At 40.3% G+C, this 23,930-nt stretch carries 23 protein-coding genes and 2 pseudogenes; 11 read left to right on the forward strand and 14 right to left on the reverse strand.

Annotated elements, in window-relative coordinates:
- Nucleotides 1–110: 110 nt before the first annotated feature.
- The 5 genes and pseudogenes from Xhom_RS49100 to aptA all read right to left on the reverse strand — a co-directional run bounded on the left by Xhom_RS49100 (nucleotide 111) and on the right by aptA (nucleotide 3,765).
- Nucleotides 111–266, reverse strand: coding sequence for a hypothetical protein (locus tag Xhom_RS49100; RefSeq protein WP_244590791.1), 156 nt, complete (start codon nucleotides 264–266; stop codon nucleotides 111–113).
- An 83-nt stretch (nucleotides 267–349) separates the two neighbouring features.
- Entirely contained in the window at nucleotides 350–1,156 is an 807-nt protein-coding gene (locus Xhom_RS49105; protein ID WP_232326285.1) for an MFS transporter, read from the reverse strand.
- Nucleotides 1,157–1,347: 191 nt separating this feature from the next.
- Entirely contained in the window at nucleotides 1,348–1,782 is a 435-nt protein-coding gene (locus tag Xhom_RS49110; protein WP_069315792.1) for an ASCH domain-containing protein, read from the reverse strand.
- A gap of 271 nt (nucleotides 1,783–2,053) precedes the next feature.
- Nucleotides 2,054–2,413, reverse strand: a pseudogene (locus Xhom_RS49115) (aldehyde dehydrogenase family protein); the annotation flags it as partial.
- Nucleotides 2,414–2,418: 5 nt separating this feature from the next.
- Entirely contained in the window at nucleotides 2,419–3,765 is a 1,347-nt protein-coding gene (aptA, locus tag Xhom_RS49120; RefSeq protein ID WP_069315789.1) for an omega-aminotransferase AptA, read from the reverse strand.
- An 85-nt stretch (nucleotides 3,766–3,850) separates the two neighbouring features.
- On the opposite strand from aptA, the gene Xhom_RS49125 reads away from it, so the two are divergent.
- The 3 genes from Xhom_RS49125 (at nucleotide 3,851) to Xhom_RS49135 (ending at nucleotide 7,042) form a co-directional block, all read left to right on the forward strand.
- A complete protein-coding gene (locus Xhom_RS49125) occupies nucleotides 3,851–4,288 on the forward strand; it encodes a LysR family transcriptional regulator (protein WP_269465901.1) in 438 nt (145 codons plus the stop codon).
- Between the two features lie 181 nt (nucleotides 4,289–4,469).
- Nucleotides 4,470–4,907, forward strand: a complete 438-nt coding sequence (locus Xhom_RS49130; RefSeq protein WP_071933913.1) for a DUF2946 domain-containing protein — start codon at nucleotides 4,470–4,472, stop codon at nucleotides 4,905–4,907.
- 125 nt (nucleotides 4,908–5,032) lie between these two features.
- Nucleotides 5,033–7,042, forward strand: coding sequence for a TonB-dependent copper receptor (locus Xhom_RS49135; protein WP_069315788.1), 2,010 nt, complete (start codon nucleotides 5,033–5,035; stop codon nucleotides 7,040–7,042).
- A gap of 141 nt (nucleotides 7,043–7,183) precedes the next feature.
- Here Xhom_RS49135 and Xhom_RS49140 read toward each other — a convergent pair whose 3' ends face one another.
- Nucleotides 7,184–7,675 carry a MarR family winged helix-turn-helix transcriptional regulator gene (locus tag Xhom_RS49140; RefSeq protein WP_069315787.1) on the reverse strand — a complete coding sequence of 164 codons (492 nt, stop codon included), beginning with the start codon at nucleotides 7,673–7,675 and terminating at the stop codon, nucleotides 7,184–7,186.
- Nucleotides 7,676–7,851: 176 nt separating this feature from the next.
- Here Xhom_RS49140 and Xhom_RS49145 point away from each other — a divergent pair, with 176 nt between their 5' ends.
- Together Xhom_RS49145 and Xhom_RS49150 are read left to right on the forward strand one after the other, a co-directional pair.
- A complete protein-coding gene (locus Xhom_RS49145; protein WP_069315786.1) occupies nucleotides 7,852–8,739 on the forward strand; it encodes an EamA family transporter in 888 nt (295 codons plus the stop codon).
- 20 nt (nucleotides 8,740–8,759) lie between these two features.
- The gene (locus tag Xhom_RS49150) at nucleotides 8,760–9,353 is read left to right on the forward strand and encodes an NADPH-dependent FMN reductase (RefSeq protein ID WP_069315785.1); all 594 of its coding nucleotides are present in this window, start codon (nucleotides 8,760–8,762) and stop codon (nucleotides 9,351–9,353) included.
- Nucleotides 9,354–9,590: 237 nt separating this feature from the next.
- Here the strand turns inward: Xhom_RS49150 and Xhom_RS49155 are convergent.
- The 3 genes and pseudogenes from Xhom_RS49155 to Xhom_RS49165 form a co-directional block, all read right to left on the reverse strand.
- Nucleotides 9,591–10,206 (reverse strand): annotated as a pseudogene (locus Xhom_RS49155) (pyridoxamine 5'-phosphate oxidase family protein).
- 29 nt (nucleotides 10,207–10,235) lie between these two features.
- Entirely contained in the window at nucleotides 10,236–10,661 is a 426-nt protein-coding gene (locus Xhom_RS49160) for a GNAT family N-acetyltransferase (RefSeq protein WP_069315784.1), read from the reverse strand.
- A gap of 14 nt (nucleotides 10,662–10,675) precedes the next feature.
- The gene (locus Xhom_RS49165; RefSeq protein WP_232326283.1) at nucleotides 10,676–12,097 is read right to left on the reverse strand and encodes an MFS transporter; all 1,422 of its coding nucleotides are present in this window, start codon (nucleotides 12,095–12,097) and stop codon (nucleotides 10,676–10,678) included.
- A gap of 105 nt (nucleotides 12,098–12,202) precedes the next feature.
- On the opposite strand from Xhom_RS49165, the gene Xhom_RS49170 reads away from it, so the two are divergent.
- Both Xhom_RS49170 and Xhom_RS49175 read left to right on the forward strand, forming a co-directional pair.
- Nucleotides 12,203–12,805: an MmyB family transcriptional regulator gene (locus tag Xhom_RS49170; protein ID WP_335673752.1), complete on the forward strand. Its 603-nt coding sequence runs from the start codon at nucleotides 12,203–12,205 to the stop codon at nucleotides 12,803–12,805.
- Nucleotides 12,802–12,984 (forward strand): MmyB family transcriptional regulator, encoded by a 183-nt coding sequence (locus Xhom_RS49175; protein ID WP_335673751.1) that lies wholly within the window; start codon nucleotides 12,802–12,804, stop codon nucleotides 12,982–12,984. The genes Xhom_RS49170 and Xhom_RS49175 overlap by 4 nt, the downstream gene beginning before the upstream one ends.
- Nucleotides 12,985–12,995: 11 nt before the next feature.
- Here Xhom_RS49175 and Xhom_RS49180 read toward each other — a convergent pair whose 3' ends face one another.
- Nucleotides 12,996–13,481 carry a cupin domain-containing protein gene (locus Xhom_RS49180; protein WP_069315782.1) on the reverse strand — a complete coding sequence of 162 codons (486 nt, stop codon included), beginning with the start codon at nucleotides 13,479–13,481 and terminating at the stop codon, nucleotides 12,996–12,998.
- 830 nt (nucleotides 13,482–14,311) lie between these two features.
- Here Xhom_RS49180 and Xhom_RS49185 point away from each other — a divergent pair.
- Entirely contained in the window at nucleotides 14,312–17,365 is a 3,054-nt protein-coding gene (locus Xhom_RS49185) for an autotransporter domain-containing protein (protein WP_069315781.1), read from the forward strand.
- Nucleotides 17,366–17,595: 230 nt separating this feature from the next.
- On the forward strand, nucleotides 17,596–19,086 hold the full coding sequence (locus Xhom_RS49190) for a trypsin-like serine peptidase (protein WP_069315780.1): 1,491 nt from the start codon (nucleotides 17,596–17,598) through the stop codon (nucleotides 19,084–19,086).
- Nucleotides 19,087–19,154: 68 nt separating this feature from the next.
- Here the strand turns inward: Xhom_RS49190 and Xhom_RS49195 are convergent, their stop codons facing one another.
- Nucleotides 19,155–19,910, reverse strand: a complete 756-nt coding sequence (locus Xhom_RS49195; RefSeq protein WP_069315779.1) for a class I SAM-dependent methyltransferase — start codon at nucleotides 19,908–19,910, stop codon at nucleotides 19,155–19,157.
- Nucleotides 19,911–20,074: 164 nt separating this feature from the next.
- Here Xhom_RS49195 and Xhom_RS49200 point away from each other — a divergent pair, with 164 nt between their 5' ends.
- Nucleotides 20,075–21,265, forward strand: coding sequence for an MFS transporter (locus tag Xhom_RS49200; protein WP_084023033.1), 1,191 nt, complete (start codon nucleotides 20,075–20,077; stop codon nucleotides 21,263–21,265).
- Nucleotides 21,266–21,274: 9 nt separating this feature from the next.
- On the opposite strand, the gene Xhom_RS49205 is transcribed toward Xhom_RS49200, so the two are convergent.
- Complete coding sequence (locus Xhom_RS49205; RefSeq protein ID WP_069315778.1) at nucleotides 21,275–21,598, reverse strand: type 2 periplasmic-binding domain-containing protein; 324 nt, start codon at nucleotides 21,596–21,598, stop codon at nucleotides 21,275–21,277.
- Between the two features lie 443 nt (nucleotides 21,599–22,041).
- Nucleotides 22,042–22,335 carry a hypothetical protein gene (locus Xhom_RS49210; protein ID WP_145957470.1) on the reverse strand — a complete coding sequence of 98 codons (294 nt, stop codon included), beginning with the start codon at nucleotides 22,333–22,335 and terminating at the stop codon, nucleotides 22,042–22,044.
- A 470-nt stretch (nucleotides 22,336–22,805) separates the two neighbouring features.
- On the opposite strand from Xhom_RS49210, the gene Xhom_RS49215 reads away from it, so the two are divergent.
- Nucleotides 22,806–23,570 carry a hypothetical protein gene (locus tag Xhom_RS49215; protein WP_069315776.1) on the forward strand — a complete coding sequence of 255 codons (765 nt, stop codon included), beginning with the start codon at nucleotides 22,806–22,808 and terminating at the stop codon, nucleotides 23,568–23,570.
- Nucleotides 23,571–23,611: 41 nt separating this feature from the next.
- Here Xhom_RS49215 and Xhom_RS49220 read toward each other — a convergent pair.
- Nucleotides 23,612–23,930, reverse strand: a 319-nt coding sequence (locus Xhom_RS49220; protein WP_476756456.1) for a phage tail fiber protein, incomplete at its 5' end; no start/stop codon positions are given.

Consider the following 23,930-nt stretch of genomic DNA (forward strand, 5'->3'; position numbering starts at 1 on the left):
CGGTAGTCGCTATTAACCTTGCTTTTAAAATAAATACTCAAAAAGGCCATTAATGCAAAGAGGATACTACTCAATATAATCGTGTGTACGCCAAATTGAGCAAGAAACCATCATCCGGTAATAGAGCCAATTGTGATGCCTAAATTAGAAAAAGAGATATAAAGGCTGTTAGCAAATTCTGGCGCTTCGTTAGCTTCTTTCATAATCCATGTTTGGCTGACAACCAGCCCAGCAGAATGTAGACCACCCCAGAAAATGGTCAACACACACATCGCTATCGGTGAAAATCCCCAAAACCAAACTTGGATATAGAGGATAATTAACAAAATAGGATAGGCATGAGTTGTATTTACAACATTTTTTGCAGAAAGCTGCTGAATACAAAATTACCCAGAAATCCACAAGCACCAAATAAGATTAAAATCATACTGGTGGAATTATTATCAAAGTGAGTAATTTTCGAAAGGTAATCTGCTATATAGCTAAAACTTGAGAACATAGCGGAAAACACTAATGTGGCCGTAGCGAGCGTAAACCATAATTTTCCTTTACGCAGGATAGTGACTTGATCGGAGAAAGAGCTGCTTTTTGTGATAGGAATTGAAGGCACAAAAAACAGGATACCAATGAAAGCCAGCGCACAAGTCGCTGTACCAAAATAAAATGCAGCACTGAGTGACAGATGTTCAGCTATGAATGAACTTATAGGCATTCCTAAGACCATTCCTACCGCGCCCCCAGCGAAAACTTTTGCTGTGGCGCCAGCACTTTTTTCCTTTGGAACTGAATTCACTGCAACGACAAGAGCAACTGCAAAGAAAACAGCATGTACCAGCCCCGGTAGGATCCTGAAAGTCAGCATCAAATTAAAGATGTCTGTTGTGGCATAGATGAGATTAGAAATAACAAATAAAAGCAGAATAGTGAGAAGAACATGTTTCCTGTTATATCGAGATAACATTAATGTGATGAATGGGCCAGTCACGGCGACCACAATGGTATAAACACTGACAAGAAAGCCGACTTGAGTCGGTGTCACATTCAATTGTTCTTCAAGTTGAGGTAATAGCCCAATAACAGCTATTTCAGTCGTAATAACACCAAAAACTGCAATGGATAACGTCAGCAACAACATAGAACTCTTATTTTTCATCATGATAACCTTACTTCATCTTAGTTTCTAAATGTAAGCAGGATGATGGCAAAAAACGTGTAAAAACAGAAGGATGCTTTCGTCTATTGTCTGTAGACATAACTTCTTCAATGATTTTTAATTAATAGATGTGAAGCCGCAACATGGCGGCATTAGAATGAATATCTGGTGGCTATTCTGAAGGGCAGATAGAGTTATAAGGGGAAGCTCTCAACTACGCTAAATTCAATAACAACAATCTCCATATCCGGTGAAAAAACGCCTTCGCTGGTAAAGAAACGTTGATGCTCCAATTGCCAGTGAAGCAAACTCCTATCGCCCTCGCCTTCTTTCCATGCCAGTTCCGCTGGCATTTCTGAGAATTGCATTAAGTGCATATCAGTCACTCTGACAGCGCAAATGGGGCTTTCTTGACTATTGAAGACAATATAATGATTGCCAACGGTGATCTTACCGTCATCGGCTCCATAAGAAGCATAAGAATGATACGAACAACTCGTCGCTGTTTTTATCCTTTTAACAACTAATTCAGACAATTCATCCTGCATAGCGGGAGAATCACCAAATGCCCAATGCCCTGCTTTTGGATATTTATTCTCAATCAGTTCTATGACTTTATCTGTTTTCATATTATCTTTCTGATATCTATCTAAGTTTATGCGGAACCTTATTTACTAACATAATGACACCGTTTTTAACCATAACTTTATGTCAAAGTTATGACATGAATCCCTATTATAGATTTAATGAATGAGAAATCTTACAAGTATGAGCGGTAAAGTTACCGCTCTTTGAATAAGTTAATGATATTAATTGGTTACTTGGAAAGGCAAATTTAGCCGCTTCATTATTTTCGTGTTTAATCCAATGCTGAGTAATAGTTTTACGTCGAGTGTAAAAACGTACGCCATCCGGGCCATAATCTGCCCCCATCAAGGCGCTGGCGGCATTATTTAAATCAGCATCTGGCATTAAGACAGCATGATTTTTCGCTCTCCCCAGTGCCTAAACGCGTTTACCACGTCGTGTTCCTTCACTGTGAATATATTCTGCTATTGGCGTAGAACCGACAAAACTCAGCGCCTTCACATCAGGAGATTCAATTAAACCATCAACCGCTTCTTTATTACGCCAGGCAGGAAGTGCGGTTTTCGCCGCAGCAATGGCTTGCTTTACTGTCTCTCTACTTGCCATCTCAACTTGGCGTATTACGTCACCAGAAGAAGGATTAAATACCGCTGAAGTTCTGCCGCATGCTATTTCCTTTATTTAATCTGATGCAAAACATCACCCACAGCGTTAAACAAGCGATCAAGGTCACCCGTTTTCGCATTGAACATAGGGCCAAACTGCAACGTATCACCACTAAAACGCACATAAAATCCGGTTTTCCATAATGCGATACCAGCATCAAAAGGGCGAATCGCTGCGTCTCCATCCCGTGGGGCAAGCTGGATTGCCCCCACTAGACCGCAGTTACGAATATCTATCACATTTGGGCAGTGTTTCAGACCATGTAATGCTTGTTCGAAATGTGGGGCAAGCTCAGAGGATTGTTGCAGTAAATTCTCTTTTTCCAACAATGCTAAGGAGGCCAGTCCTGCTGCACAGGCAACGGGGTGAGCTGAATAGGTATAACCATGGTTGAACTCGATCATGTGTTCAGGTAAAGATTGAGACATAAAGGCATCGTAGATCTTACTGGACGCAACGACACCTCCCAGAGGGATGGCACCGTTGGTCACTTGCTTAGCGAACGTGAGCATGTCAGGTGTAACATCGAAATATTCAGATCCACTCCAACGTCCTAACCGCCCGAAACCGGTAATCACTTCATCAAAAATCAGTAGAATATCGTGTTGGGTACAGATTTCCCGTAAGCGTTGTAAATATCCTTGTGGCGGGATAATGGCACCTGCGGATCCGCAAACAGGCTCCACAATAACAGCGGCAATATTACTGGCATCATGCAATTCAATAAGCTTCAATAATTCATCAGCCAGCTCACGGCCACCAGTCAGTGGTATTCCTTTCGTAAAGGCCATATTGGGCTGTAATGTATGTGACAGGTGATCAACATCCATAAGTTGACCAAACATTTTACGGTTTCCACCAATACCACCAAGACTCGTACCCGCGATGTTTACGCCATGATAGCCTCTCGCCCTTCCAATCAATTTCGTTTTGGATGCTTGTCCTTTGACACGCCAATAAGCACGCGCCATTTTCACTGCGGTATCAACAGATTCTGAACCTGAACTGGTAAAAAACACGTGATTTAAATCACCTGGCATCCGGCTGGCGATCTTATCTGCCAACTTAAATGACAAAGGATGGCCATATTGGAAACCGGGGGAATAATCTAACGTTCCCAATTGTTCAGAAACCGCTTGACGAATCTCATGGCGGGAATGTCCTGCTCCACACGTCCATAAACCGGATAAGCTGTCATAAATGCGCCGACCTTGATCATCTACCAACCAGCTTCCCTCTGCGGAGACAATCAAACGTGGATCTTGTTGAAAATGACGATTAGCACTAAACGGCATCCAATGCGCTTTAAGGTTCAATGTTTGAAAAGAACTTGTTTTAAACGAATAGTTATCTGACATTTTTTAACTCCTCGCATAAGGTTGTAACAAAGAGTTTGCAATGAAACTACATTCAAATTAAATCTCAATTATCGAATCATTAGTTATGAGTTTACTTACGCAAATGAAATCAACAAACTTTAGGCAAGTAACTGATTTTGGTTTGAAACTATTACGGATCTTTAAGACCCTCGCAGAATGTGGCAGCTTTTCCGCAGCAGAAAGTTCGCTTGGTGTTACACGTTCAGCGATTAGTCTCCATATGAACGATTTAGAAAAACGGTTAGGGATGCGGTTGTGTCAAAGAGGCCGTGCTGGATTCTCGTTAACGGATGAAGGCAGGGAAATTCTGTGTGCTAGTGAAACCATTATGGCGTCAATTGAAGAGTTCCGACAACATGTGAACCAAATGCACAAACAATATTCTTTTTTAATAAAAGTATTTGCTTTATTTGTTTTAATGGGAAGCATTCAATTATCTCATGCTGAAAATAACAACAACAACAAATTAATGTGCAAAAATGTGAGTTGGCAGCCAATTTGATTTATTGAAGTCACTATCTACTGGTGAGATTCAACCACCAGTAGATATAATTATTATTGATAGCTTTATTGAGTAAAACAACCAAATCATATACATAGGTTGCCAAAAAATTTTTTAACAAATCCATAAGAAATGCAGTAAGATTGGCACCCAATCGTGTAAATTGATTTGGATCATTAGCTTGTTATCGCTTTTTCGCCTGTCACAACGTCGAACACCTGCCTCGATCGCCTTACTGGCGATTTTGATGCTGTTCATTGCGCCAGTGGTGTCAAAAACACTGGAGCACCATCGTGATGGTATCAAAAGTGAGATAAACCACAGCATGTCTGTTTCTGACATGCAAAATAGCGACAGCAATAGCCATCATAAAGCGTCATCGTCATCACACTCTATGAACCATCATGGGGCTGATCATATTCATATGGGATTGATGGACGATATCGCTTGTGGTTACTGTCAGCTTCTGATTAACCTGCCATTATTGGCTGGCGGGTCTGTTCCTTTCATTTTATTGGTGCTAACGATCTCGCGCGCACCACCAGTACCACGATTTTCTGGCCCAATAATTCAACTGTTCTACGGCGAGTCACAACCCCGTGCCCCACCCCTTAATTAATCTGCTGACGCTAAAGTAAATCATTTTATTTACCTTGCCTTATCAAATTCGTATGGCAAGTCAGTCTTGCTTCAAACAAATTCTAAAAACAGGATTTGTTGTTAATTAAGGGATATTTTTATTTTATGTCTACTACACAATTATTCCACGTATCGCCACTGACAACCGCTTTGGTTATTGCCCTTTCTATACCTACCAGTAGCTTGGCTGCTAACGAGGTTAACACCAAAGAGACAAAAAATACGCTTGCGGTTAATGATAATGAGTCTGTAATAACCGTAACCGCTCCAGCAGTTTCACCTCTTGATGTTGCTACTTCACTCAAAACCCCTCGACAACCAATACCTGCCAGTGATGGTTCTGATTACCTGAAAACTATCCCCGGATTTTCACAAATCCGTAATGGTGGTACGAACGGCGATCCCGTATTCCGTGGCATGTTTGGCTCTCGCTTAAGAATGTTGATTGATGATGGTGAAATATTGGGGGCTTGTGGCGGACGTATGGATGCACCCAGTTCTTATATTTCACCAGAAAGTTATGATGTTCTGAGTTTGGTTAAAGGGCCGCAAACCGTACTCTGGGGGCCCGGTAATTCAGCAGGAACTGTCCGTTTTGAACGCACCCGTCCCCAGTTTGAAAAACCGGGAGCTAAAGGGAATGTCAGCACTGTCGTCGGTTCTAATAAACGCTGGGATGGTAATGCTGATCTGATTTTTGGGAATGAATTGGGTTATATCCGTTTGATCGGCAATAAATCCCGTTCCAATGATTATAGAGACGGCGATGGTAACCGTATTCCTTCTAAATGGGATAAATGGAATACCGATATCGCACTGGGCTGGACACCTGATGCCGATACCCTGCTGGAGTTAAGCGCTGGACAAGGTGATGGTGAAGCACGTTACGCTACTCGTGGCATGGACGGTTCCCAATTCAAGCGTAAAAATTTTGGTGTACGTTTTGAAAAATCCAATATCGGTGAGGTATTTGACAAATTTGAAACTAATTTTTATTACAACTACGCCGACCATGTGATGGATAACTACTCCCTGCGTACCGCTCCTCTGCATATGGAAATGGTCTCAGAGCCAGATCGTCTTACCATGGGTGGCCGTATGGTGGGCACTTGGATTTGGGAGGATTTCAAATTGCAAAGTGGTATAGATATGCAAACGAATACTCACCGATCCAACACCGATCGTTATATGGATAAAACCAAAAGAGTGGGATGGGTGAAGAATGCGCGTTTCCGTGATTATGGTATTTTTGGTGAATTAACGTGGGATGCTGCTGAGCAAAGTAAAGTCATCGGTGGTGTACGTCTGGATCGCGTGCAGGTATATAAATATTCGACTCAACAAGAGCGTAAGGATACCATTCCTGCTGGTTTTGTCCGGTTTGAACATAATATGAAAGGTGTCCCAGTTATGTTTTATGCCGGCGTGGGTTATACCGAGCGCTCGCCCGATTATTGGGAGTTGTTTTCAAGTAGAGCAGGCAAAAATGCATTCACTGACATAAAGAACGAAAAAACGACTCAGTTGGATATTGGTGCGCAATATCAAGATCAAGACCTGAAAGGTTGGGTATCGGCTTATGTTGGTAAGGTGAGTGATTTTATTCTATTCCGCTATAGCGAAAATAATAACCAAGCGCATAACGTGGATGCCACTATTATGGGTGGTGAAATGGGGATTGCTTATCAGTTGAATGATAACTGGAAAACTGATGCAAGTTTGGCATATTCCTGGGCACAGAATGCAACTAATCATCGTCCACTACCACAAACTCCGCCTTTGGAAGCACGTTTCGGCCTGATTTGGGATTATGGTGATTGGACAAGCAGCGGATTGCTGCGTTTGGTTAACAGTCAGCATCGAGTCGCAATCAATGAAGGTAACGTTGTCGGTAAAGACTTTAACAACAGTAAAGGCTTCGCCATTCTGTCAGCAAATACAGCCTACAAAGTGACTAAAAATATGCAAATTAGTGCAGGTATTGACAACATTTTTGATAAAAACTACAGCGAACACCTTAACTTAGCGGGAAATGGTGGTTTTGGTTATTCTGCCAATACACAAGTGAACGATCCAGGTCGCACTTACTGGGCTAGAGTTAACGTTAAATTCTAATATCACTTCTTTTTTAGACTTGGCTCGCCCTGATTTCGTCAGGGCGAGTTTTTACCAAAATAACTTTCATTAAAGTTATATCAAATTAACAAGTTAAATATACCTTTCAGAAAAGATATTTTCATATCTCGCTAAAAACTCTCAGTTTGTAGACTCATTCGTTAATAACCAGTGTCGTAACAATGTTGCAAGTTGTTCTTGTTGAACTTCCGTCAGCGGTTCAAGAATAGATTTTTGATTCTCCAAATGACTTTCAACTGCCTTGTCTATCAGAGCCTTTCCTGCCGGAGTAAGAAAAACTTTGCAGCTACGGCGATCCTCTTCATTAGCGATACGTTCAATCAACCCTCTTTGTACCATATGTTCAATGCGAGTACTCATTGCTCCTGACGTTAGCATTACAGATTGATACATTTCAGTCGGTGTAATTGGGGTGTTATTACGACGTAATGTCGCAAGAATATCAAATTCAATAGTACTCAAATCGTATTCTTTGAAAGCATGTTGTAGGCGTAGCTCAATAATTTTGCTTGCGCGAGCTAATCGCCCAATTACTCCCATTGATGACGGATCAAGGTCTGGACGTTGCTGTTCCCACTGTATCAGTAACCGGTCAACGTGATCGTACTGCATGCTTTTTTATCCTATTCATTTTATTTTGACAAAAAGATACTTGATAAAAATCGATTAGGCTATTATTTTAATTTATCTTTATATAAAGATACTTTTTATTATGTTATTTTTGCGTTAAAAAACACCGAGAAATTGATGTTCAGGATGAAAAATAAACAAATAAAAAAGAGGCCGCTATGTCAGAAACTAGGGTAGTTAATAATATTTTACTCACTGCATTGGCTCCGATTGTCTGGGGAAGCACTTATATCATCACAACGGAAGTATTACCGCCCGATACTCCTTTGTTGGCTTCTACCATCAGGGCATTACCTGCCGGTCTGTTATTGCTGTTGATTTGTCGTACTGTACCCAAAGGGATCTGGTGGTTGCGTATCAGCATATTGGGCTTACTCAATATTGGGGCTTTTTTCTATTTTCTCTTTGTGACCGCAGGCTATCTCCCTGGAGGAACAGCAGCATTAATTATGTCTTGCCAACCCATTATTGTGATATTACTGAGTGCTTGTTTGTTGAAAACCGTCCTCACAATAAAACACATCACCTCCACAATATTAGGAATTATTGGGATTGGCTTATTAGTATTGAATTCAGCCACCAGCCTAAATTGGCAGGGAGTTATTGCAGGTCTTGCAGGATGTAGCTGTATGGCATTAGGTGTTGTACTAACCAAATATTGGAACCGCCCCACTCACTTATCATTACTCAGTTTTACGGGCTGGCAATTAACACTCGGAGGATTAATGTTATTGCCGGTTGCGATCTTAATAGAAGGTTTACCGCAACAGATCAGCATGATTAATATACTTGGTTACGGTTATTTATGTATGATTGGTGCTGTTTTTTCTTATATCATCTGGTTTCGGGGCATTGAAAAGTTGTCGGTAATCACGATTTCTTTCTTGGGATTTTTAAGTCCGGTATCAGCCTGTGTTTTAGGGTATTTTTTTCTAGAACAAACTTTTTCTTTGCTTCAATTCGTTGGGGCTTGCAGCATTATTATTTCTGTTTGGATCTCGATCCCCAGAGGTCAGATAGAAAAATCCGATAACTCTATAAATTAGACAAAATAACAGGAAAACACATGAAACTTGTTTTAATTTCAGGTAGTCAACGCCCAAATTCTCATAGCCAACGCATTGCTCATTATTTGCAGAAGTTGAGTCAAGAACATGGATTTACTACCCAGCTCCTTGAGCTTTCCAATGTAGAATTACCCTTACACGATGGTTATGCAACTGATATATCGGCTGAAACACATCCGTGGCAGGCGGTTGCGCAACATTTAAGAGAGAGTGAAGCATTTATTTTCATTACTCCTGAATGGCATGGAATGGCAACACCAGCACTAAAAAACTTATTATTATATTGTTCAGTCACAGAGCTAGGCCATAAACCCGCACTTTTGGCGAGTGTATCTGCTGGCATGAATGGTGTTTATCCCCTTACTGAATTACGAATGACAGGATTTAAAAACAATCATGTTTGCTTCCTGCCTGATCATTTAATTTTCCGTCAGAGTGACAACTTAATTTCAGCAGACCTGATTTGTAGCAATTCTGAATTTGAAGGGCGTACTAATTACACGCTGAAACTACTGAAATCTTATGCTCAGGCATTAAAGCAAGTTCGTGAAGATATTGGCGAAGAAAGTAAAAATTATCCATATGGTATGTAAAATCTCAATAACCTACTCTCGCCATTAAGCTCTAGATCTCGGCTCAGATTTTTGAGCCGAGAAAATATCAATTAGCTATCTTGTATCGATCCCAATCAAATTCCTTGGCATGAGACAATACTGTATAAAAACACAGTATCCCGTATTTTTGGCACTTTTGTTTAACAATCAAACTTACTTTGTTTTTAATTTAATCAATAGTACTAAAAAATCCGCATCAATCAAGATACTGACTTATTAATACAGTGTATCCTTAAGCCATTGGGGTAATTTCTCATCATAGTCAGCACCATCAAAATTGCCTTTACTGATTTCTTTTAGAATATTGCCGGCACTGGGTAAAGTATTGCGCTCAAGTTGAGTAGAAATATCCCATAAACCAGAGCGCAAAGGCACATTGGAAAAAAACTGCATCTACCGTGATACGCAATACAGAACGAGGCGGTATATTACGATGAACAAAACGCACTAGCATGTGGGGATCAATAACAATTTCTGCCCGGCCATTGACACGTAACGTTTCTCCTATCCCCGGAATAAGAAACAATAACGCCACATGATTATCGTGCAGAATATTGCGCAAACTATCGATCCGGTTATTACCTCTTCTATCTGGTAACAGCAGGGTTTTTTCATCTTCAATATGTATAAACCCTGCTTGATCCCCTCGGGGCGAAACATCCATCCCTTCTGAGCCAATTGTTGCCAATACCGCAAAAGGAGATGACTCGATGAAAGGACGATATACAGGATGGATATAATTTACTTCTTTAAAAACAGAGGCCGATGCCGGTTTTTCGTATATTTTTTCAAGTGTAGCGATATCAGTCACAATCTTAGTCATCACTGTCATCCTTCTCCTTTGCAATCGGTTGGCAATTATCAATAGGCCAAACACATAAAATATTCTTCACAACCCGTATTTTCATCTACTTCCTCGCTGGCAACATAAAAGCCCTGCGATAAGTAGAATGCGTAGCTAGCTTGGTTTTGCTTATAAACGGATAACGTGAGTTCAGTTCTTCGGTTTTTGGCATCATTAACTAACGCTTTGCCAATTCCCTGTCCTTGTTGCTCCGGCGATACAAACACGGCAGCCAAGTTATTTTCGTGAAGTGCATAAAAACCGATTACATTTTCTTCCTGAACATAGACATATACTTCTGATGCCGGGATGTAAATATTTCGCATATTTACCACTTGTGATTGCCAAAAATCAGCCGGCACAAAATCGTGTGCTTTAATGGAAGCTTCTAACCAAATAGACAGAACTACTTCCATATCTGCTTCAGTAAATAATCTGATCACTTTTTTTGATTCCTTTATGATGAGATTTGCTTTTGATGTAACTTTTTCAATAAGAAAAATACAATAAAAGCGGCGATTACATTGTAGAGCATACTGTGTACAAAAACATTTTGATAAGTAATAAAAGGGAGAGTATTCATATTGTTCGAATTCCACTGGGCTAACACGTTAACCACAGCAACACCAAAAGCAGCCCCGATTTGTTGTAACGTCGCAATTACGCCTGATGCCATACCTGCAAATCTTACGTTAATAAAAGCCAGGACTACATTAAGCAATGGTGTCATGACAAAGCCTTGGCCATATCCGAGAAGGAATAAGATCGGCACAATAAACAATAATGGAATCGTCATTGATGAGACTACATCAGATGATAACACCGCAATAGCAATAACAAGGGCAATAAAGGTAACGGCATAAAGTAACGCTCCTGCAACGATAACTTTGCTACCAAAACGTTTAATCCAATAAGGCGCATTTAGTGAGGATAAAATAAATCCTATACTTGCCGGAACAAAGAGAAATCCACCCTCAAGTGGCTTAAGGCCTAATCCATTTTGTGAAAACAATGCAAAAATGAGAAAAAATGAGCTGGAAGTGGAATAAACGAATAAAACCAATAAACAACCCAAGCGGAATTGCTTATTTTTCAGCAAATCAAAATCTAATATAGGTGTCTTCCCTCGAAGGACATAACGTTTTTCATGACGAAAAAATTGTAACAGGATCAAACAAGCAAGAAGAAGTAATCCCCAGCACCACATCGGCCAGCCTAATATTGGCCCAACTAAAATTGGCAGTAATAGCGCAAAAATACCTATACTGGAAAGTGCCACCCCAACCAAATCTAACTCCGATTTTTCCTGTGCAGCACTTTCTTTGATATAGCCTGAAAAAATTAAGGCCAATAACCCAATGGGAACATTGACTAAAAAGATAGAACGCCATTGCAAATCCCATAAGTTGATAGAAACCAGCCAGCCGCCTAAAGTTTGTCCAGAAACAGCGGCAAAACCTAATATCATGCCTAATAAACCAAAAGCCCGGCGGCTATTGTCCCCATCAAAATTGACACGAATACTGGCATAAACTTGTGGGAATAACAGAGCTGCTGATAACCCTTGTAAGAATCGAGCGAAGATTAAAAGAGTTATTGTTGGCGCAAGGCCGCACAGCAAAGACGTCAGAGTGAAAGTTAATATGCCTAACTTAAATAGGCGTCGCCGCCCGAATAGATCACCTAAACGACCACCTGTAATCAATAGCAACCCAAACCCAATTTCATAGACCACAATAACAAGCGTAATTTGGAATAAACTCGCCTGTAAATGTGATTGAATATTGGGAATAGCAATATTGACAACGAAAAGATCAAAAACGGTCACAAAACCAGCTGATAGTAAAACTGACAGAGCTAAATAATCCCTTTTAGTCATGACATGGCTCCTCACCATATTTAAGATAAGCAGATGTTAACTGCTTCATTGGTCTGTTACAATTTAACTATTTATACTGTTACTAAAAGTAATGGATTGAAATAAATGAAAAATTTGAAGAGATCACGTACCGAATTAGCCAGTTTTTTACGTAACAAAAGAGAAAGTCTTAGCCCTGAATCTGTTGGATTACCCCATATTAGGTGTCGTCGTACCCCCGGTTTAAGACGTGAAGAAATTGCAGCTTTGGCGGGAGTGGGTGTAACTTGGTATACATGGCTGGAACAAGGTCGCGAAATTGGTGTGTCTGCCACGTTTTTAGATAGTCTTTCCAAAGTGTTAAAATTAAATGTGGCTGAACGCAGGCATTTATATTTGCTAGTGCATATGCGTGAACCCTTCGAAACGGGGCAAACATGGTGTCTTGTTTCACCACTCATCAAACGGATTATGAATGATTTATCCCCCCATCTAACTTACGTACTGAATTTACATTGGGATGTCTTGGCCTTTAATCAGCCAGCAGATGAGATCTTTCATTTCAGCCAATTTCAAGGCGAACAACGCAATTTCTTGTGGTTATTGTTTACCTGTGAACATTATCATAAACTATTTTGTCATTGGGAACGGGATGCTTATCGTTTATTGGCCAGTTTTAGGCGTGATTATGTCCTGCGGCTAAAGATAGTTATATCCATGATATTGTGAATCAATTACTTGAAACCTCCCCTGAATTTAATGAAATGTGGCACAGGCATGAAATTTATGAACCCTGTAATGGTATACGGGAGCTAACGGTGAATGCACAAGTCGTTTCTTTCGATTACACATCAATGATTATTGATCAAGAAAGACATTTACGAATGATTGTTTATGCGAAAAATTGAACTGCGTTATGTTACGCTCCGGGTTCCCCGTCCCAATAATCAACCTCGTTACTGACCCGCCCAACAAAATGAAACACGTTTCCGTCTTGTCGCTTCAATACCGACTGAAACTTACCCGAGTCTGGATATTCAATCAAATCTGCTGAAACATTCGCTGACATAGAAAGATAGCGCAATGAACCTGACCCTGTGTTGATTATTTGATGGGCAGTCTCTTGCCCTCCCGCCGGAGCACCTACAACGTCACCCTTCTCGATCAAAAATTCATCGGAGCCAAAGCGGTAGGTACCGTTACCTTCAAGAATAAAGAAAAGCTCGTCCACACTATGATGGTTGTGATACGGGCAACTACTTTTACCTTGCGGTACTTCGTTATAGGTGATACCTAAATGCTTGAGACCAAGCTGCTGTCCAAAGGAACTATCTGATCCCTCATAGCCTTCGCCCTGTTTCCAAGTATTGAGAGTAAGATTTTTAAGATTGATAATGGGATTCATGACTTATCCGAGTGCCGTTAGATTATCTTGTTATAATTCCGCATATTTCATGACTTATGGAATATGATTTTATATCTGTTTCAAAGATTGTGAACTACGTCTCAACTAATGTGCATGTAGAGCACGTTTCTGTCTCAGTTAACTGGCGTCGAAAGTGTCCTTCCATTCTCGGATTGATCCAGAAAGGCATTTACAAATGGTTATTTATGCGAAAAATTGAACTGAGTTATTCGATTAAAAAATTCTATTTTTTTAAGAACAATTTTTATTAATTAAATATTAAATTAAAATACCGCCCTGATGTTTCAGATGGAATTATTTATACAAATAGTACATTAAAATAATTAACTGAAAATCAAAATATGAAAAATAAAAAAGTAGTTGGTTATGCTCGGATTTTTTATTATTTTTACCAAGGTAAATTTATCATCCTAATCATAGTTATTTTTCATAATCAAGGATATTGATAGAAACCGCCATTCAATAAACTATCACTATCGTTAGCACTGACGGCAATGCCAATAAACCAAAATTTAACATGCGAGTAACAATAATATTTATATAAACACCCATTATGTAGCTATCTAAACCATTCTTGTAAATTAAAAGTTATTTTTAAGTTAATTTTCCTCTTGCCTTTTTGAGCTAATTATTATGCTATAGCATCCCGTGAATGAAGAATAATATGAACAAAATTGTCTCGCGGGATATTAATGCATGCGGGGTAAAATCGTCTTCGTTCACTTTTTATTAATAAAGACTTTCCGAGGAGCAGATGTATTAAATAGCGAATTGAAAGTCACCACTTTTTGAAGGATGGGCCTATTTCTATGAAAAAAAATAATTCGGTAAGACCTATATTTTTGTGGATGACATTATTTTTTGGATTACTCCCTGTCAATGCTTCAATGGCAGATGAGTATCAAGAACAAGGTAAAAATAATTCACCTAATAGTTGGCTATCAGATGAATTTAATCGTCAATGGGGATTAGCCGCTATTGGTGCTCAATACGCTTATGCCCGAGGTTATACAGGAAAAGGTATTAATGTTGGTGTATTAGATGAGGCTGTTAGTCAACACAATGAATTTTCAGGTAAATTAAAAATACTTAGCCCTGAAGATACTTGGAACTATGATAGAGATCGCTACACTGGCATTATCAGTTTCGGTGCACATGGTAATCATGTTTCAGGAATTATTGCAGCAAATAGAGATGGGAAAGCAATGCACGGTGTGGCATTTGATGCGGGTTTGATTACTGCGAAATATTTGCAAAATGAAAATAATCGCACAGAAGCCATGATCCAAAGTAATGTTCGTGTCATCAATAACAGTTGGGGGGTACGCCCTAACTACCGCAAGGATGCCTACGGTAATCCTATTCGCCGTAAGGATGGAACAATTGATTACTATGAAGTCACACTGCAAGATGTGATTAATTATGCCACCCCGATTAAAGATGAATTAGATAAGTTAAGTCGTTCTCCTATTCCAGTTATGGATGACTATACAACCAGAACGGCTGGTCTATTACGTGCTGCACGTCACGGAAAATTAGTTGTTTTTGCTGCGGGAAATGCAAATAACTACAACGTCACTTGGATACATGCGGGTATGCCGTACTTCTTCCCGGATGTATTGAAAAACTATCTCAGCGTTTCCAACCTAACCAGAGAAAGTGCGATTATTCCTTCCTCGACCAGCTGTGGGTATACCGCCAGTTACTGTTTAGCTGCTCCAGGAACCAAAATTTACAGTAGCACGGGCGATTTTGTTTCTAAAAATAATGGAAAAATTGATGAGGATGCTCTCAATAATGGTGAGCTGACAATTGATCCTACCTATGATTCTTATACAGGCACATCAATGGCATCGCCGCATGTAGTCGGTGCTGCGGCTGTCCTGATGCAACGTTTTCCGTACATGACGGCTGGGCAAATCTCTGATGTTCTAAAAACCACCGCAACCGACTTGGGTGCCCCCGGATTGGATGAATTGTATGGCTGGGGGATGTTGAACCTGAAAGACGCTATTGATGGCCCCAAAATGTTCATCACTGAGAAGGACATTCCCAAAAAGTACTATATTCCCGGTTCATATACAGAGACACAATTCACTGCCAATATTCCGGGTATAGGTGGCCTGATTGAGAAAGGAACAACTGTAGAACGCGTGTGCGACAGTATTGAATGCGCTTATGACAGTTGGGGTAATAGTATTTCTGGTCATGGTGGATTGACAAAAATCGGTAAAGGCATACTCGACCTTGCCGGTAAGAATAGTACTTATAAAGGCCCAACCTTGATAGAACAAGGTTTGTTGCAGGTTAGTGGCTCAATAACCTCTGATGTCACTGTAAAAGATAATGCAACTCTGGGAGGAAGTGGTACTGTCGGTTCGATCATCGCACATAGCGGAGCCACAATTGCACCCGGTAGTTTAAATTCAATTGGTACACTGAACGCTGATCGTGATGTTACCTTCCAGGATGGTTCACGTTATCTGGTAGAAGTCGCACCAAATAGGCAAAGTTACAGTGATCGCATTTACAGTAATGGTCTGGCAATGTTGAACGGTGGTGAAGTTCAGGTTTCGTTGGAAAACAACAGTAACCTGCTCTCAAAACAAGAAGTTCGCAGCCTGCTTGGTCAGCAGTACAATATCCTACAGGCAAATAGCGGTATTAACGGTCAATTTGCTACTATAGTACCGAACTATTTATTCGTTGGTACTCAACTTAGTTACCAGACTGATCGAGTCATGCTGGGTATAAAACGTAATTCCACTACATTCGCCAGTTTGGGTAAAACCGCTAATGAACGCGCGGTGGCTAATGCTGCTGATAAACTGAGCTTAGGCCATCCGGTTTATGAGAGTATCTTAATGTCCGATACGCCTGCACAGGCTCGTAAGGCATTCCAACAACTCTCCTCTGGACAGATCCATGCAGATATGGCCGCTGCACAAATCAATAGTAGCCGTTATTTGCGCGATACATTGAATACCCGCTTGCGTCAAGCAGATGGCGGAATAACAGGCCAGGATATCAAAGCAGATCAAAACGGTGCTTGGGTACAAACAATAGGCAACTGGCAGCGTGCTAACGGTAACAATGAAGTTAATGGTTATCGTGTATCCAATTATGGTGTGTTACTGGGTGCAGACAAAGAGTTGAATAATGATTGGCGGTTTGGTGTTGCTACTGGTTATACCCGCTCTTCTCTGAGTGGTGCTGATAGCACTTCTGCCCGCAGTAACAATTTCCATCTGGCTCTGTATGGCAGCAAACAGATTGATGCTCTGGCATTACGCGCTGGCGCCGCTTACAGCTGGCATCGTCTTGATACAGAGCGCTCGGTTGCTTTCGGTAGTCAGTCCGACAATCTGAAAGCCAAATATGGTGCACAAACTGGGCAGTTGTTTACTGAAGCTGCTTATGGAATTAATACTTCCTGGCTGAATCTGGAGCCGTTCGCCAATGTGTCTTATGTTAATTTCCATAACGATCGCATTAATGAACATGGTGGAGCTGCTGCACTGAACGGTAATAAACAATCGAAAAATGCAACCTTCTCCACATTAGGAGTACGTGCTGATCACAAATGGCAGACTCAAAATGAACTGACAGTCGGCATATATGGTGAATTAGGTTGGCAACATCAGTTCGGCAAAGTAGATAACGGAAGCCAATTAAGTTTTAACAATAGCAATGCAACGTTTACTGTCAACAGTGTGTCAGCATCGCGTGATGCCGCCGTAATCAAAGCGGGTACGGAATTCGGTATTAACGAAAATACTAAGCTGTCTCTGGGATATAACGGTGTATTGTCAAGCAGCCATAAAGATAATGGCGTGTTCTTGAAGGCTAACTTGCGTTTCTAACTAGTAAAAAAATATACCCAAAAGAGTTAAATTTGTGGTCAACAAAGCTGCAATTCAACTGAATGAAATGAAAGGTATAAATAGACAAAACTCACTGCTGGCAAGAGCTGGCAGTGAGTTTTTTTTAGGACTATTGTCCTCACGCTGATACAAACCACTTCGGTAGCACTGATTAATGATTAAATATCATAATGAATTTGGGTCATTAAAACATCCAAGGGAGGAAAATCATGACTTATCGTAAAATTCTATTAATTAGTTCGCTTTTTATTTCAACATCATCTTTAGCAATAGCAAGTGATAACGGTGCTCCGTTAATGAAATCAACCGATCTCGGTGCTGAGAAATACAGAACTGTCGGTAAATTCAATGGATTTTCACATTGTACTGCAACGTTGATTGCTGGTGAAAATACACCAAGCGAAGATACGCCAGCGTTGATACTTACCGCAGGGCACTGTGTTGATAGCAATGTGGATACAAATGATGTAACCGTTGATCAACCTGCCCCTGAATATTGGGAATATACGCCAGATTATTTTATTGATAAAAAGGATAATTTTTTACCAATCAAGGTCAGCCGTATTTTGTATTCAACCATGAAATACCAAGATGTCGCAGTCTTACAATTGAATACAACTTATGGTGAGTTAGCTAAAAAAGGCTATCATCCTTTGAAGTTAAAGAAAAATATTGAGATGAAACATCAACCTATCGTGTTGACTCATATCCCTGTCGACAATGTTGATTATAATTATGCTTATCTCAGAAAATCTGAATGTAATATTACCGGAAAATCACCTGTATTGTATGAAGGTGGCTCTCCGTGGGTTTGGTCTCCTGTTTTCTCGGTTAACTGTGCAGGTGTCGTCGGCGGAACGTCTGGCTCTCCTGTTTTTGAGAAAGGCGAAACAAACGTTATCGGAGTACTCAACACAACAACGACACCAGGAATGACTGGTTGTGGATTTGGTAGACCTTGTACAGTTGAGAACAATAAGGGTATTGCAACAGAAGGTGCCAGTTATTTTATCCCTGTCGATACTATCGCCAATGCGATAACAAAGGATAATAAGCTAGACCTGTCTAAGCTCGAAAATAATAGTGGCAACATTTTGGAGAGAAGCACGCCTTGGACATCTTGGATATCTCAAAGTGTTGACCCTTCTGACGGTAAGAAAGCAACATGGGATGTTATTATCAAGGAAGATGCCGACGTCAAGAATATTCGATATAAAACAGGGTTAATCAGTGACATAGACTGTACGGATGAGGCTGGATACGGTGCTTCTACTCCTGCCAACTCAAAAATGCTGGAAAATCTGCTTGTTCCTGAAAAAGATGGGATCTACAAACTCTGTGTTATTCATAAGAACAATGATGGTCAATGGAAAAAGACAAAAGACGCCTCTGTTATGTTACGGGAAATTGATAATACTCCACCATCAATGAAACCCATTTTAAATAAAAATGATTATGGAAGTGATACTTGGTATGTAACTACTAATGCCCGTCCACATGACATCGTAAGTGTACATGTGAAATATGGCCCTAAAGCGGTAACTCATTGTGACGATAAATCAGATTACAGACCTTTCTGGATGCCAATAAAGATGGCGAAGTCTGAAGCTCCATGGCGTGTATGTGCATATGGTGAAGATGTTGCAAAAAATGCCAGCCAGATTACTGTGCTTGATATTGAAACAACGTCAGCCAAATAAATATTAAAGTAACTATAGTGAATTAATTATAAAGACGCGGGACAATGATTTGACATTATCCCGTTTTTTTATCTTTTCATTTGGTTTTTTTTGACAATAAAAATCATTTCTTCTGCCTGATCATGATAGGTATCTCCTTGCCAACTCCCTAACACATCTGTCGCTATTAGGTTTGCTTCAGCGAGTGCTTGCTGAATATCAGCAAAGCTGGCAAATGTAATAGTTGAGAATGCCTGATATTCCTGTTTATCATTTAAAATTCGGTAATACGTGCCGTAAGTGACGGTATCATCGTGAGCTTGAAAATCATTCCATGCCAAAACAGGGCCGAATGTTGGATGGAAAAACTCGCGTTTAGAATCTTCTTCAGCCCAGGTCAGCCACTCTTTTGCTAAAGGGTTACGACTGTCAAAGATACATAGCCCCTCTTCTTCCAAATGTTCATGAATACATTTCAGTACTGCCACCCGATCTTGATAAGTCAAAAACACTTGAAAAACATGACCAGATAAAATAATTAAGTCGAATTTCTGACGCAATACCAACTGCTTGGCATCAGATTGTATCCACGTAATTCGTGATCCTGCTGGCTTGGATTTAGCAATGTTCAGCATAGCATCAGCAATATCAATGCCAAATATCACTTTATCGGGATAAGTCAGAGCAATTTGATTGGCCAGCATTCCCGTACCACAACCCAGATCTAAAATAGTATGGGCATTTTTGGCAAATTCGACATAGTAATCATCATTAGCTTTCCATTCGTTATCGAAATCGTAAAACTGGGCTAATGTGCTATCCTGATAGAGTCGGTCAATTGTCATGTCTGATAAACCTTAGTATCATTTTAAGTCCCCCCAATATCTTGTTTTTCTTTTATACCACCATCTTATCAACATTAAACATCCCCGATGAAACTTTAAACAATTAACTCTATTTCTATCAATTTTTCTCTCTCAATCCTATTTTTATTTAAGGAGGCCTGCTCATGCCGCCACGTACGATTCAATCTACAACTCAGCCTATAACGACGCCTAAAATTTCACCGATAATGTTACCCCTGTTTTCACTTGCTGTATTTTTCATCGGTGCGACGGAATTTATGCTATCTCCTATGCTCAAGCCCTTGGCTGAAGCATTCAAAACAACAACAAGCAAAGCGGTTTGGCTGATATCTGTTTATGCCCTGGCCTATGCAATAGCTGCCCCGATTTTCGGCTGGTTATCTGCTCGGATAAATCGGCGAAAATTGGTGCTGATATCTTTGCTATTTCTTTCATTTGATGGATTGGCATTGACTATCGCCCCCAATTTAGAGATCGCAATCGGATTGCGCATCTTCGGCGGCATGGCCTCGGCCGCTTTGATTCCGACAATTTTTGCTCTGGTTGCAGAAGTTTTTCCACCCCATAAACAAGCCTCTTCGATGGGGATCGTTATGTTTGGAATGACAGCCGGCATTGCAGGTGGTCCTGTTTTTGCTGGTGTTTTAACGGAATTATTTCATTGGCGGATCCCATTTCTGGTGAGTGCAATGGGGGCTTTTCTGCTTTTTGTGTTAGGTCAAAAAAGTATGCCACCCCAGCAAATGAATGTGCGAAAAATAGAACACCCGACACTAACATTTCGACGGATGTTCCAGGGGAACTTAATTCGCCCTCTCATCGCAAAGGCACTTTGGAATGGTACTGCCGTTTCTACTTTTATAATGGCTGGAGAAGTGATGAGCCAACATTATGGCTTGGGTACAGGTACAGTTGGTCTCTCAGTTTCTGTATTTGGGATTGGACTTGGGCTTGGTAATTTATCTGTAAATTTTGTAAAACGCTTGTGTATCAAAGACGAATGCGTTCTTTTGCTGTCAATAGTATTACTTTTCTCTACTATTTCTGCATTTATGTTAATGCCCCTATTCTTACTTTTTAGTCTGGCTTGTTTGATGTTATGGGGATGCGTGCTTGGTATTGCGGCGCCGATAAGTACTTCTATTCTGGCAAATCGAGCGAAACAAGATAAAGGCCAGATATTGGCAGTGTCGGAAAGTCTGAATAATCTGACCATCTTGTTTTTACTTCCTACTGCCACCCTGCTACTGACACAACAAGGTGCGGCGATCACAATGGTAATACTGGGAATCTGCTTAATAGCCGGAATTTGGCTGACATCAAAAGATCTATAAGTAACAATGTCACTTAATCAAAGCCGGTAAAATGGGGTGACAAAAATAAGCGAGTTTTGCATGGGTTTCATGGAACGTTTTTTTTAACCAATCAAGAAAAATAGCCTGCGGTGTATTGGCGTCAAAAGTATTGGGGGATATAAGGTAATAAGCAGAACCATCGGGGATAAAACCATAAGGTGCACTTATTCGTTTAGCATTCAATTCTTGTTCAATCATGTATATGGAACTGATCCCAACACCATGCCCTGCCATCACGGCTTCCAGTAAAATATAAAAGTGTTCAAACCAATGTTCATTCTGCTTTGGGATGATTTGCTTAACATCTGACATCCAATCGTTCCATGCTCCGGGGCGAGTATGCGTATGGAGTAACGTGACTGGTTTATGTGTAATAACACCGTTTTCTGCCTCTGGTAAACAAATCGGGCCTATCCACTCTCTTCCCAAGCGTTCAGCAACGTACCGTTTATCCCAAAAGAATAATCTAAATAAAAAAAATATAAAATATAAACAATAAGTTACTTTAAATTCACCATCTAAATTTATTTGAAATGTACACGCATATGTACAAACAGAAAGAACACTCTATATGGCACATAGTGATTGATTTTACACTCGTTAGATGGGAGAAAAGCTACTATCACTATATGGCATAATTCCACCCTGTAACATGTGAGGTACCTACACAAAAAAAGGTATTGCGTACTCAAGGTGGGATATCACACCTTGCGGCAACCATTGGGATTTCCTCTATAATTGATTAACTCGTTGATTTATCCGAGGTCCTTACTTTGGAGGAAGCCGGATAACCCACTACCGACGAAATTCGTCGTCAGCCATTCAGTTACATACGGGAAAATACCGCATGTATCGAAGTAAAAGGTATTGAGGAAATCTCTATACCCCCCCATGAGTATAAAACCAAAGTGGGCATTCCCACTTAAATGGGCTTTCAAATCCCAATTAACAATATTGATCAGGGTTCTCGGCTCACGAACGACCTTTTTTGGAATTTTCCAAATAAGTCTCGTAGCCGTCATGTTCAGCAAAGAAGAAAAGCCTCCCAAATCGGTGACTCCTTAAGTTGAGGGAATCCCTACAGTTAATTTCCCCAGAATAAAGTTAAATAAGTACACTGCTGCGATTTCAAATGACGGCAGTGAACCAAGTTGATCGGTATTCAATCGCTCCGTTTGAAACGGAAGGATGCCGAAGTTAAAGGTGAGCAATCCCACCTTTAGATAACCTGTTGATTTTACTAATTTCCGGCACAGAGACAGAATTCAATTAAATCAAGGGATTAAAAGAGGAAGATTATCCCATTTAGATAAGTGATTGATTTTAGTTGGCCCCTAAAAACCCATGGCCTGCGACTTAGAAGATGGAAAAATTACCTTGCAAATCACAACAATTAACGTATTTTTCGGCGCCTGTCCCAGATCCGTCTCACCTTTTTTTAGCCTCTTGGGATTTCACATTGCCATTTATTAATCAACAATTATTATAACAACGATTAATATTAACAGAGGGTATTAAAATGAAAAAATTGATTATTTTATTAGCTGGAGCTACCTTGTTATCTGGGTGCGCGCTTTCTGAGAGAACTATCGCTTTAATTAACGAGAAGAAAAACGCAGTGACTGATGCTCAAAAATATAGTTATTTAATGCATGTAACGGATGGAGAATATTATAACTCTCGCCAGGACGGTTATCAGTCCGTTCAGTCAATTAAAGATAAATACCTTGAAGAAGCCTCTATCACCGAAGTATCCGAATATTTCAAAGAAAAATTAGTCAGTTCTTGTTTCAGAGAAGAATATTATAGATCTGATGAAATTGGCTGTGTGTATAATTTTTATTCAGCGGAAAAATATTATGCAAGAGGTGCTAATAACACAGCAGCAAGGGCATTAAAAGTAAAAAATGCTGTGTTAAAAGAACATGAACGTCAAGTTGAATTCGCTAAAAAGATAGCACAAGAAATAAAAGAAAAAAGATTAGAACCAACAGAATCATATTTAAATAGGTTCTGCAGAGAGTCTGCAAAAATAGTTGCAATTTCTTATGCTACTGAAGCAGATGTATACCCAAATTATGATGCTGAACCCGCTGCGATAATGCTTAGTATCTCTGACAAACAGTTTGATCGCTTTCAAAAAAAGGCTCGTTCAGATAGAAAAGGGGTTGCTATGGTTCGTAATAATCGGAAAAGTCAAGAAGTAATTTATGATTCATACAGAATGACTTGTGAGTTAGAGCCAGAGTCATATATATTCAACTATAAGAAAATATTTCGTTGATTATAATTTTTAACCCGCAACTTTCTGCGGGTTTACTGGCTTCATTCCACTACCGCTTTCTGCCTCACATTCCACACCGAATCCGCCGGCATCTGGACACGGACGTCTAAGCGGGTGCCGGCGGGTAAGTCACACGGCTCATCCTCGGTATAATACGTCTGTGCCTCCATGGACTTGATACGCCGGTTCTGTAGGCGGGCAGGCATGTGGGTGTTCTGTCGGTGGGTCACTTTGATATCAATGGTCCCGTCCGGCAGGACTTTATCCTCGACATACACCAGTTCATTGCCGTTGATATCACGGGGCACACTGATACCGCCATGCACCCCCCATGCGCCATCGGCGTTATAGCCCAGCACA

Source organism: Xenorhabdus hominickii (assembly GCF_002632725.1).
In the GTDB taxonomy this organism is placed as follows: Bacteria; Pseudomonadota; Gammaproteobacteria; order Enterobacterales; family Enterobacteriaceae; genus Xenorhabdus; species Xenorhabdus hominickii.